Source organism: Candidatus Nitronereus thalassa, from assembly GCF_032191465.1.
Lineage (GTDB): Bacteria > Nitrospirota > Nitrospiria > Nitrospirales > UBA8639 > Nitronereus > Nitronereus thalassa.
Genome location: NZ_JAQOUE010000001.1, coordinates 23,981 through 36,365, shown reverse-complemented (window position 1 = coordinate 36,365; position 12,385 = coordinate 23,981). Strand labels below are relative to the sequence as shown.

Sequence of the window (12,385 nt, the reverse complement as noted above, 5' to 3'; positions counted from 1 at the left end):
CATGCTCTAGGCATCGACCGCCACGTTTCCTGTGGACTTGGCCTGACAAGCGAGAATCATTCCACTGGCTTTGTCGTCTGGATCCAGGCCGTCTTCGACCTCCATAGTCACTGACCCCGACAAGAGTTTAACCCGGCACACTCCGCACGAGCCGGTTCGGCAGGAATAGTCGATGTTGACGTCGACCCGCTCGGACGCCTCCAGCACCGTCTCGTCCGGCATGAGTTCTGTCGATGTATCCGATTTCTGAAAGGTGACGGTCCCGGCCTTCTCGACCGGCGTCGTTTTTTGTATTTTCTCGCGTTCTGCAGCTCTAACCTGTGGTTTTTGCTGCGAGCCAAAGTTTTCAGTGTGGACCTTCTCCCCAGGAACGCCCAACTCGGCCAGCATCTGCTTCACTGCCTCCATCATGGGCGGCGCCCCGCACAGATGAATCCATTTCGAGGCAATGTCGGGCACCCACTGCGCGAGTAAATCCTTGGCAATCCGCCCGCGATGGTAGCTGTCGACATCCTTTTCCAGACGGCTCATGGCGATAAAGATGTGTAAGTTGGGGTGACGCGCTTGAAGCCGTTTCAATTCGGACTGGAAGATGAGGTGTTCGGGATCGCGGCACGCCGCGATGAAGTAGATGTCACCATTCCAACCCATGTCGGTCAATGCCCGGGTGATACTCATCATCGGGGTGATGCCGACGCCGCCGGAAATGAGTACAATGCTGTCCGCTTCCTTCCCGGCAAACACAAACTTCCCGCTCGGGGCTTGAACCTCAAGCGTGTCGTTTACCTTGACAGCGTCGTGTAGATAGCGCGATCCGGCACCTTGCTCTTCACGTTTAACCGTGATCTCGCAGTAGTATCCTTGAGTCGGGGAAGAGGACATTGTATAGCTCCGACGAATCGGCTTGTCGCCGGTCGGCATGGTTAACGTGAGAAATTGACCAGGCAGATAACTGAAGGGAATGCCCCCTCCATGACAGGCCACGAGCCGAAAAGTCTTGACGTCCACAGTTTCCTGGTAGATTTGGGCAACCCGAAGTCTACAGAGTTTCTTCTTAGCGACGGGCAGGAGTCCCTTCGAGATATCGGGTTGATCTGTTGATGGGGCCTCTTCGTTTGCGCACACCTCCGTCGAGTCATCGCAGCACTCGGCAGAAGCCGTTGCCTGACTTTTCGCCTCTTGTGACGTAGGCGGACGGGCAGATGTTGTTTGGAAATTTGATGGTATATCCTCTCCAGCAGATGACGGCGTTTCGCCGGCGGCAGCCGCAGGTTTCTCAGGAGCAGCGGCTGGTGGAGAATTCACAGGGCCGGAATCTTCAGCGAGCCGATTCAGTAACGCGGCCGCCCGGCGCATTTTGAAAAAGTAGAGAAATAACATGGCCACGGCAAACCCGACCAAGAGCAGCATCACGGAGAAATGAAACCAAGATAATCCTAAAATCCCATGGTCCTGCTTACCCTCATTTGGAGGAAGCAGGTTCATTTCCTGCTTGAACCATTGCAGAGCGACATTGCGCGGGGATGTGCCTTCTGCCAATGCTCGATGGGCAGCCAGACCACTTTCGAATTGGGACAGCCCCTCATGCAACTTCCTAGAGGCTACCTGCATAGCTAAAAAATCGTTTGTGGAGGCCGACTGGGATAAAGATTTCATCCCTTCCGCCATCAAGGCTGTCCCCTGCTTCATGCGTTCATGTGCCTGCTGTTGGACCTCGGCACGTTGTTCAAAAGGCAAATCAGGAAGGCTCATGAGTGTGGGGTATAAGGCTTTGGGTTTAGGCGCACCCATTTTCTCCATCATTTTGTCCATGCCCCCGCCCATCATGCCGCCTGGGCTTCCATCCTTTCCTCCTGAAGGACCGCCAACCATATTGCCGGGGCCGCCCTCTTGTCTTTGGGCGCTTGCTACTCCGCCTGAGCCCATGGCTTGATTGGGATGATGGCTGGCATGTTCCTCTGGCGAGATTTGCGCGTAACCCATGCCCGCCAACATTAAAAACCACGCAACGATGGCCGCGACAGCAAGAAAGCATTGGCGGTGAGATCTTGCGAGAGAGCCGCCTGTCATAGCAACGCAACCCCGATCATGCGGTTCATGGCGTCGAAGTCGTTGGGCGCGTGAGAACGAATCTCAACCAACTTCGTTTTGGCGGTGGACATAAGGCTGTTCCTTTCACAACTTGAAGAAGTGTCCCGTCGAGGACGATGATCTTTCTCGATTAGATACCATTCGCTTAGTTTGGGTATAGTGGCGACCCTAACAATGTGCTAGCGCATTTTATGAGGGCCTCGCATGGATCCCATGCCCTTAGGCCCCATGCCACGAGAACCTCCCATGGTTCCTATACCCTCGAGAATTGGACATTGTCCTGTCTTGGTGATGACAGGACAATCTTTTGCCACTTGTTTCTGGCAGTCCTCGTTCGACTTGCCGGTCCTCAAACAATCCGCCATTTTCTGATACATATCGGCCATGTCCTTTCGCAACTCAGGCGACATCTGGCTCATCGCAGCCCCTTTCCTGGCGGTGTTCCCCATTGTGGACTGCGACGTGTCTTCCGCGAAACTCAACGCAGAAAGACCCACAGTGAAACATACAAGAATACCTGAAACAACTTGTCTTTTGGTTAACATGGCACGTGCTCCTTTCATGGTTCGGTTCTTACTGTTGATGGGGAGTCAACGTTCGTAGCAAGACCCGATGTTGATCCTGCGTGAGGACATTGGCGGTTTTCCCCACCGCTCGGCGGACATTCATGTGTTAATCGGGCCACAATCTCTCGATCTCAGCTATTTTGGTGCATCTCTGACGCAGTATCAGGCTGATCGACGCCCGTCAACATGGTTGTGTTCTTTTTCATAAAAGGCTTTCCAATTTATTGAGGTGAGTCTATTACTTGGTCCTCAGCGTCCACCTAGAAAGAAACTTCCGATTCGTGGTTTTCCGGTCGCAAGGATGTTGACGCGCATTCCACTTAATTTTAATCGCAAGCATATTTATGGTTAGATTCTCTCGATACAGGCAGCCAGATTGATGTGTTCATCCCGTTATTGGGGTCTGATTCGAGGCAGCAATCTCCACCTGAAAATCTTTCCCTTCCCATCCCTCTTGCCACACAATTGTGAAGACGATGCGGACGCCGGCCGAGAGCTGGGCCGACGGCAGATCTCCAAACCAGCAACCGAAACCCGCATCCCGGGTTGCCAGGTCATTCGCCGTCGCCCATCCATCTGCACTCCAATGGATCGTCACCGCCTTTCCAGTGATAATGCGCAGGGTTTTCCCGTGGGCGATCCGTTGCGACTGGTGAGCGAGCGTCCACATTTCAATTGTGCTGCCAGTCCCATCTTTGGCGTAACGCTGATACACAGGCTCGATGCGGTCAAAACACACCCCATCCTTGTGACTGCGCACCAGGGTCACATACTCCGCGTGCGACCAGCACAGCGGCATGGCCGCGCCGGTCGGGCTGCCGCGCATCATCTTTCCCTCCGGCAAATCGTCGTCGTCCCAGAGTTGTTCCGACAACATGCCACCCTCGTTGGCGAATTTTTCCATCGCTTCGATGATCGGCATCGGATCGCGCCCGGCGGCCAGTTCGTAATGAGCCCGTTCGCCCGAGAGAATCGGCCAGCAGCGTCCTTCACCCGTCCCGTCGTAAGCGCTGCCGTCGGCCTTCTGTCCATAACCATCATGATTGTAGCGCCGCCAGCCCGCCCCTTGCGGCAGGTCGCGTTTGAGGACGTGATCAATCACCGCGAGGGAATCGACGATCAGCGGGTCATCCGCCGCGCGAACTCCCAGCCGGACAAGGTGGAGAAAATCGCCACCCACGATGTTCCGTGCCGGATGTGTGCCGCCGCCATTGGCGATCACTAACTCAGCGTGATCCGGATCCGGCGAAGCCATGGCTTGTTTCGGATCGGCGGGCGTGATGCGAACGTAGTGTCGCGGTTTGCCCTGCACCAATTCGCCGCGACTGGTGACCATCCAGTCTTCCAGGTGCGCCGAAAGCCAGTCCGCATAATCGAGCAGAAAGTCCGCCGCGAGGTGGTCTTTCCTGCCGCGCGCAAATTCCGCCGTGCATACCACGCTTGCGATGATGGTCGCCAACGTCGAAGGCGAGTAACCGGAATTCTCCTCCCACCGTTCCTGTGCTGTCACCGGCCCGTGCAGGATCAAATAACGCGCGGCCCGAGAGACCAGCGTCCAGGGATTGAATTGCCGGAGCGCGTCCGCCTGCTGCAAGCGCCAGGCGAGCAGAATCGGCACCGCCACTTCATCCAGTTGCATGCCTTTCCAGTAAGGCTCACCGCGAATCGAACTGTTTTGCGGCAGGCTGCCATCGGCTGCCTGAACGCACGCCAGCCAGATCAGAGCGCGCAACGGCGATTCGGTTTGCCCGCAGGCCAGCAGTGCCGTGGCGGTTTGCACCATGTCGCGCGTCCAGACCAGATGATACCCGCCGCGATCGCTGTCGTCCTTCGTATCGCCCCAGGGAATGCTCAACGAGGCGACGAACGCGCCCTGGAAAATCTTATCTTCATGCGCCAGCAACAGACACTGGCTCACGCGCATCAGCGATCCGCCGTCTTTGGTGTGCGCGCTCAAATCGACCTTGGCGCAAGTGCGCTGCCATTGGCGAACATACTTCTCGCGTTGGTCGGCGAAAGGAGTGGCCAACGCTTGCAGGAGGTGGGCGCACGCGCTCTGCGAACTGCGCCCGAACCCGACGCCCAGCGTGAACTCCAGTCCGGCCGATAAATCAACTTCCCCGATCAATGCGATGTTGCCGTCCGCGGCTTCGTCGAATTCCCAATCCATGGTGAAGTTGTCCATCAAGTCCTGCCAGCCATCACTGAATCCGACGTAGCCGACGGAGCGCCGCGTGAAATCAGGCGCGCACCCGAAAGACAGGTCGACGCCCTCGCGCTGCGCCTCGATGAGCTTCCGTCCACCCAATCCACACAACCAGGCCGAGTTGTTCTTGCCGGTGCCCTTCATATGCGGGGCGAGTAGCGCATACAGTCGCAGTTTGCCGCGCAGCTTCGGGTCCAGGACTTCCAGCCGCGTGTGCATCAACAACACCGACGAGTGCGGGTCTACGACGATTTCTTTGACGAGGCGATAGCGGCCCGCCCGGTCGGCGTTGGTGAGCCGGTACAACAACGCATTTGGCTCCGGGTATTCGGTTTGGTGGAGCAAATCGCGCCGTTCCTCGTGGCAGAACGATTCGCCGTCAGTGATGAGGAACTGCAAGTCGCGCGTATTGGGCGTATCGACATGGGGGAAGTAGATCTCGTTGATGATGCCATGGCTGAGCGTGAACCAGATGCAGGCACTGCTGTGATATGCCGTGCCGATGCCATCCTTGGCGCTGGACGTCCAGCGTGGCTCAATCCCTGGCGCCCCAAATGCGATGGAATTCTTATTCATAGGTCACACTCGTTCCAGGCTTCATTCAATTCTGAGCAGGTGAAGGGACCACGTCGAACATGCTGCTCGAGACTGCGTTCCACAAGACGATGGCAGTCTCTTCGGCGAGGTTGTGCTCGTGTCAGTCCAACAGTTTCTCGATCTCGGCTATTTTGGTGCATCTCTGATGATGTATCAGGCTAATCGACGCCCATCAACATGAAAAACCTTTGCTCAGCTTGCTTGATGCGGAACACCCGTCATTCATCTCCAATTTCCTAGACAAGATGCCTCGCCAATTATTATCGACTATCAATCCAATTTTTCCAATTCGCTCATGAGGGTTTTTCCAAATCCTCAGCCTTCGCAAAATTATTTCTGTTCAGCCCCCTGCGCCTTCGGCTGAGGCGATCCCGTTCCAATCAGCACCTGTCGCTGCTGCGCGGTTAACACTTGGGCGGCCTCGCCCACGGCACGGATGAAGGCGAGTCGTTGATCCCCCTTTAACTTTTCGATGTGCTGGACTTTTGGCTCGATCCTCTGCATTTCGGGTTGATCCGAACTCGTCAAGACCCACAGCTCTTGCTCGGCTTGCTCCAGTTGGCGATCAAAGGTCGCTTGGGATAGCAGGGCTTGTTCCTTGATTTGATTGAGGGCAGATTCTTGCTGCAACGTGAGCGTGATGTGCTCACCATGATCTAAGAAAAAGTCGGTCGCCCCGATATGATACAGGTGGGAAGCTCCGGGAAAACCAGGAAGGGCCGACCCCGACATTCGGCCTTTCCGTGTTCCCATTTTTCCCATCATTCCCATATTCTCCATTTCCATTCGCGGCATGCCTTGGCCGCTGCCCATGCCCATTTTTTGGGAACCCATTCCCATCTTCCCCATCATCCCCATATTCTCCATTCCCATTCCTGGCATGCCTGAACCGCTTCCCATGCCCATTTTTTGGGAACCCATTCCCATCTTTCCCATGGGGCCCATTCCGCCTTGCTCCATACCACTCATTTTTCCAGTGTTCATCCCCAAGCCGGGTGAGCCGCAGCCTCCTTCTCCACACCCCATGGGGCCCATTCCCATCTGAGTGTTTGCCAAAGGCACCGACCCTCGGTGATCTTGTTCCAACGCGGCTTCCAGGCGGGCAATATTGCCACGCAATTCTACCAACTGCTGACTGATGGTCATTGAAGTATCAATATCCTGATTGCCTTGATGTTGTTGAGGGCCAAGTATTGTGTTTTGACTATATACCGGCGTAAGTGGTGTGAGACCTACAACCATGAAAAGAACCAATGTAAATCTGAAGCTTCTTTTAGGCTCAAGAAGATTATTCAAAAATCGCATGGTTATTTCCTCCTTTTAAAAAGAAAACAGTTTAAAAGCTTCTGGCGGCTGGGTATTTCCTGGGCCACTTACAGGATGCTTGGCATGAACGTTGGCCAAAGTCTCGGCGTCTTCCGCGGCCTTGGTGTACCGCTCAACCAAGTTTTCACAATGTTGAGCTAATTCAGATGTAGGGTTTGATTGGGTCTGATGTGTTCGGTATTCAGCCGCCATTTGTCGCATCTCTTCTGCCTTTCCCCGCAACGTAGCCGCCTCTACCAGATACCACGTTTTCAATCCAGCGTGATCGTTGCGTTCCACCAACTCTTTCGGATGGCTCGAAGCACAGCCGGTCAAGACGGTCATAGATAAGATGAACATCAGGCCAAAGCCTATCGAGGCTCGTTTCATCCTAAACCTTCCTTTTCGTTTCAAATGATACCATGAGGCGGAACAGCTAAGCACTATCGTCAACAACAATCCTACCCGCCCTTCAATTCTTCAATAAGCCATTTCTGAAAATTCTTTTGTGTTTTCAGTCTTCTGAGTACCGCTTTGCCTGTTTCAGGGTGGTGTTCGAAATGTGCTGCCAGGATTTCAGAGAGTTTTTCGTCTCCCCCCGGACTCAGACTGAACTTCTCTAAAATTTGATGGACAAATTCTTCATCGGCGGCTCCTCGTTCAATGAGTTGTTCTCGAAGAGAAGTATCCACCAACGCCCGGTCAATCAAAGAGGCCTGTGGAGGGGGAGCCGAATCTCCGCAGGCCGTCAGCGTCAAGGTTAGAAGAAAAAGCATTCCCGTCAACCAGATTTGTATGCGAATCCTGCAGCTCATAGGCCTCCTTGTAGTATCCCGCAGTATGCTGAAGGGATCTTTGTGAGTTAAAAACATCTAGGCTTTCTAGCCAGGTGGTATTAGGGAATCTCGTCGTCATAAATTTTCATGATGCTGTTAAGTCACTCAAGTGCCTCCGGTCAAAAATTTCTCATAGAGAGCCACCTCTTCGGTGCTGCCAATCACAAAGGGCGCTCGTTGATGTAGCAACTCCACCTTGAGGTCCAAAAGTCGTTGTGTGCCTGTACTGGCACAACCACCCGCTTGCTCAACAACAAAGGCCAGAGGCGCGCATTCGTACAGAAATCGAAGTTTGCCGTTTTTGTGGTCGGCATCGGGTGGATAAAAGTAAACCCCACCCTCAAGCAAACTACGATGAAAATCCGCGACCAGTGCGCCAGTATACCGCAATGAATAAGGACGTCGCGTGGAAGGGTCATGTACGGTCAAATGCGCGATAAAATTTTGAATATCAGAAGACCATTCGTGATAGCGGCCAAGGTTTGCGCTACAATAATGGCCTCTTGCAGGGCACGAGATATTTTCATGGACAAGCAAGAACTCACCAAGATCACAGTCTAAAGTAAAGCCGTAGACACCGTGGCCACACGTGTACACCAACATCGTGCTTGCGCCATACAACACATATCCAGCCGCAATCTGTTTCATCCTCTCGTTCAGGAGGTTCTGCTCCAGTTCACGGTGATTATTTCCGCTACAGCGATAGATGCCGAAAATGGTCCCAATAGGCGCGTTGATATCCGTGTTGGATGAACCATCAAGGGGATCGGTACAGAGGATATATTTGGCCTCACGCCCGAGGGAGAGTATTTTTAATTCCTCCAACTCCTCGGAAACCAAGCCAGCGACCGGGCCCGTTTCGGAAAAAGCTTCAACCATGATGTCATTCGTGTACACGTCAAGTTTTTTTTGTGCATCGCCCGTGGGGTTGGTCTCACCAACAAGTCCCAATCTGCCCTTCAGTGGTGCACGAGCAATCTCTCGTGAAAGGATCTTGCCTACATACCCCATCTGCATCAGCAGACTGGAAAGCTCTGCGGTCATATCCTGTTGTACTTTGGCCTCTTCCAGGATGTGACGGCTGAATGTCATTGCTTTGGTGTGCATGCGAAGCCTCCTGCCATGTTGTCCAGAAACAGTTTCCCTTCACCCCGAAGTATGGCGTAACGAGCGGCGCCAATGAGAGCTGTCTTGTCGTTCAAAATGACACGTACGGGTATGTCATCAAGCAATGCTTTCATCCTACCCTTCTCAACGAACGCTTCCAGAAACTTCGGGCCTTTCATCTTTTGAACGATTTTCGGCGCAATGCCACCACCGACAAAGACTCCGCCCCTGGCCATGACTTTGAGTGCCAAGTTGCCGGCCTCCGCGCCATAAATGGAAACAAAGAGATCAAGGGATTCGACACAGACCTGGCACTTCCCTTCGAGGGCGGCCTGTGAAATGACAGCAGCAGGATCCCGCTGACGCAACTGTTCGTGGAGCCAGTCTGGTTCCTGCCCGTGGCGCAAAAAGCGAAAAAACTGATACATGTTATAGAGGCCCGGGCCGGACAGCACCCGTTCATAGCTAACGCGTGGATAGAGGGTCAGTAAATAACGTAACAACTCAATCTCCAGCTCGTTTCGCGGCGCGAAGTCCGCATGCCCCCCTTCGGAAGCAAACGGACAATGTTGGTGGCCATCCCAGTACAGCCCGCCTTCGCCCAGACCAGTCCCGGCTGAAATAATGGCGGCGTTGCCAGCAGAATCCGGAACCCCTTCTTTAAGAACCAGGAAATCCGCTGCCGTAAGAGCAGCAATCCCAAAAGCATTGGCTTCCAGGTCATTGATCAAATCCACTGTTTTCAAATGAAGCGCTCGACCTAATCGACCAGCATCGACGACCTAGGCAAGGTTTGAAGTGGTGGAGCGTCCCTGCTTGATAGGTCCCGCGATGCCAAAGCAGGCCCGCGTAATAGGCCATCCGTGAAGAAGTAGAAATTTTTCAACAATGTCATCCAGGCTGTTGTATTGGCGGCTCGGAAAGATTTCCGCCGCAACCGGTTTGAGCCGATCCTCTCTGGGCTCAAAGATGGCAAGCCTCGTGTTGGTCCCTCCTATGTCCCCTGCAAGAATCATTCGTCGTTCAACCTCCAATGCCGGCCATCGCGCTCCAATAATTGATCAGATTCCGGGGGGCCCCATGTGCCCGCTGGATAATTGGGGAAAGAGCGAGGTGGCAAGGCCTTCCAGACGTCCAACACTGATGTCACGACCCTCCAGCCTGCTTCGACCATGTCGGCTCGCTGAAAAAGAGCTGCATCACCGCACATACAGTCATACAAGAGCCGCTCATACCCTGTGCTGACAGTACACCCGAAATAGTCCGCATACTCGAAGGCCATGTCCACAGCGCCCAAACGTACAACAGGACCTGGCACCTTTGCCCCAAACCGCAATGAGATTCCCTCGTCGGGGTGAATGCGGAGAACCAGCAGATTCGGCGTGAGCTTCTCCACGGCCGTTTTTCTGAACGGCATAAAGGGGGCGCGACGGAACTGGATGGCGATTTCCGTGATGCGTTTGGCCAGACGTTTGCCGGTGCGAATATAAAACGGCACGTCAGCCCAACGCCAGTTGTCGATATTCAGCTTGAATGCGACAAAGGATTCAGTATTGGAATCACTGGCAATTCCGGGTTCCGTGCGGTATCCCGGCACCTGCACGCCGTCCATCTTGCCTTCTTCATACTGGCCTCGCACGCAACGATGGAGAACCTCTTCAGGAGTAAGTTGCGGAATGGCATGCAAGATTTTGGCTTGTTCATTTCTGACTGGATCGGCATCAAACGAAAGGGGCGGTTCCATGGCAATGAGGGTCACCAACTGGAAGAGGTGGTTGGGGACCATATCTCGCAAAGCCCCGGACCCTTCATAGTACCCCCCGCGTTGCTCTACGCCAACGGTTTCAGACGCGGTAATTTGTACGTGGTCGATGTACCGTCGGTTCCAGATGGGTTCAAAAATGCCATTCCCGAATCGAAAGGCCAGAATGTTCTGAACGGTCTCTTTGCCAAGATAGTGGTCTATGCGGTAAATCTGACGCTCATGCAGGACTTGTAAGATCTCCTCATTAAGAGAGCGGGCAGACTCAAGATCCCGTCCGAACGGTTTTTCCACAATCACCCGTCGCCAACAGCCATCCTTTTCATGAGTTAACCCGGCAACGCCAAGCTGTTGAATGATCCGTGAAAAAAAGCTTGGCGCCGTGGCGAGATAGAACAAATAATTGCCTTGTGTCCCATGTTGTTTATCCGCATGGGCGAGAGAGTCCCCGAGTAAATTATAGATCTGTGGATTGTCGAAGTCTCCGGACAAATAGTAAAGCCGCTGCTCGATCCACTCCCAAATGTCCGACTCAATCGAGGCAGTGGCGAATTCTTGAATCTCGCTCCTGAATTTGTGACGAAAGCCATCAGTGCTCATCTCCTCGCGGGCCACTCCGACAATGGCGAACTCTCGAGGCAGCAAATTCCTTTTGGCAAGGTTGTAAATAGCCGGAATCAGTTTACGCTTTGCCAGATCTCCAGAAGCGCCGAAGATAACCATTACGCACGCCGGACCAACTGGTCCCGCCTCACTTGCCTGTATCTCTGTCCCTGCTGTGGTCATTGTGTCACACTTTTCGATTCAAACAATAAAAAACCCCTTATTCTGGCCTGATCACTTTTCGTTCAGGATTAACCCCCAGTGGGTCGTTCAACATGTCCCCCGAACTTGTGCCGCATGGCAGAGAGTACCTTTTCGGCAAAGGTATGTTCCTGACGTGAGCGGAAGCGGGTATACAGTGAAGTCGTGAGGACATCAGCGGAAACAGCTTCTTCCACGGCTGCGATGACGGTCCAACGCCCTTCGCCCGAATCCTGGACAGACCCCGTGTAGGTAGAGAGCGTAGGATTTTCCAGAAGCGCCATAGCCGTTAAATCGAGCAGCCAGGATCCCACGACACTGCCACGACGCCACACTTCAGCAATGTCACGGAGGTTCAAGTCATACCGAAATTCTTCCGGGAGTTCTTTGGTGTTTGCATGACGAAAGATGTCAAAGCCTTCCGCATAGGCTTGCATGAGACCATACTCAATGCCATTGTGTACCATCTTGACGAAATGGCCTGCCCCGGCGGGACCACAATACATGTAGCCTTCCTCCGCCGTGCCACCCATTTTTTCTCGACCGGGTGTCCTCGGAATTTCACCACGACCCGGTGCGAGGGTTTTAAAGATCGGATCAAGGCGTTTGACGGACAGCTCGGAACCTCCAATCATCATGCAATAGCCTCGCTCCAGTCCCCAGACTCCACCACTGGTCCCGACATCCATGTATTGAATCCCCAGCTCTTTGAGGGCTTCTGCTCGCCGCACATCGTCCTTGAAATACGAGTTTCCTCCATCAATCACGACATCTCCCGATTCCATTAACCGAGCGATAGCCATCACGGTGTGTTCGGTGGGTGTTCCAGCCGGCACCATGACCCACGCGGCACGCGGCCTAGTCAGGTGCTTCACAAAATGTTCCAGCGAACCGGTCCCAGTGGCGCCTTCTTGAGTAAGCTGCTTCACATTTTCCGGATTATGATCGAACACGACACACTGATGGCCATTCCGCATGAGCCGTCGTACCATGTTGGCTCCCATTCGTCCAAGCCCAACCATTCCAATTTGCATGACTAAGACTCCTTTTTAAAAAACTGTCAGCTCACATTTGATGCCAAGGACCCGCAGAGTGCGAATCGAACTATTCT

General features: G+C 53.8%; 9 protein-coding genes and 1 pseudogene. All 10 read right to left on the bottom strand.

Translation table 11 applies throughout. From position 1 onward, the window contains the following. Positions 1–6: 6 nt before the first annotated feature. On the bottom strand, positions 7–2,070 hold the full coding sequence (locus PPG34_RS00140; RefSeq protein ID WP_313831095.1) for a 2Fe-2S iron-sulfur cluster-binding protein: 2,064 nt from the start codon (positions 2,068–2,070) through the stop codon (positions 7–9). Between the two features lie 200 nt (positions 2,071–2,270). Beyond that, positions 2,271–2,636: a hypothetical protein gene (locus PPG34_RS00135; RefSeq protein WP_313831094.1), complete on the bottom strand. Its 366-nt coding sequence runs from the start codon at positions 2,634–2,636 to the stop codon at positions 2,271–2,273. Between the two features lie 406 nt (positions 2,637–3,042). After that, positions 3,043–5,439 carry a glycoside hydrolase family 15 protein gene (locus PPG34_RS00130; RefSeq protein WP_313831093.1) on the bottom strand — a complete coding sequence of 799 codons (2,397 nt, stop codon included), beginning with the start codon at positions 5,437–5,439 and terminating at the stop codon, positions 3,043–3,045. 351 nt (positions 5,440–5,790) lie between these two features. Continuing rightward, the gene (locus PPG34_RS00125) at positions 5,791–6,702 is read right to left on the bottom strand and encodes a hypothetical protein (protein ID WP_313831092.1); all 912 of its coding nucleotides are present in this window, start codon (positions 6,700–6,702) and stop codon (positions 5,791–5,793) included. A 78-nt stretch (positions 6,703–6,780) separates the two neighbouring features. After that, on the bottom strand, positions 6,781–7,155 hold the full coding sequence (locus PPG34_RS00120) for a hypothetical protein (protein ID WP_313831091.1): 375 nt from the start codon (positions 7,153–7,155) through the stop codon (positions 6,781–6,783). 71 nt (positions 7,156–7,226) lie between these two features. Next, positions 7,227–7,580 carry a hypothetical protein gene (locus PPG34_RS00115; RefSeq protein ID WP_313831090.1) on the bottom strand — a complete coding sequence of 118 codons (354 nt, stop codon included), beginning with the start codon at positions 7,578–7,580 and terminating at the stop codon, positions 7,227–7,229. Positions 7,581–7,706: 126 nt separating this feature from the next. Continuing rightward, entirely contained in the window at positions 7,707–8,708 is a 1,002-nt protein-coding gene (gene fbp / locus PPG34_RS00110) for a class 1 fructose-bisphosphatase (protein ID WP_313831089.1), read from the bottom strand. After that, positions 8,690–9,724 (bottom strand): annotated as a pseudogene (gene glk / locus PPG34_RS00105) (glucokinase). Before glk ends, fbp begins: the two are co-directional and overlap by 19 nt. Next, positions 9,721–11,256, bottom strand: a complete 1,536-nt coding sequence (zwf, locus tag PPG34_RS00100; RefSeq protein ID WP_313831088.1) for a glucose-6-phosphate dehydrogenase — start codon at positions 11,254–11,256, stop codon at positions 9,721–9,723. Before zwf ends, glk begins: the two are co-directional and overlap by 4 nt. A 68-nt stretch (positions 11,257–11,324) precedes the next feature. After that, the gene (gene gnd, locus PPG34_RS00095; RefSeq protein WP_313831087.1) at positions 11,325–12,308 is read right to left on the bottom strand and encodes a phosphogluconate dehydrogenase (NAD(+)-dependent, decarboxylating); all 984 of its coding nucleotides are present in this window, start codon (positions 12,306–12,308) and stop codon (positions 11,325–11,327) included. Between the last annotated feature and the right edge of the window lie 77 nt (positions 12,309–12,385).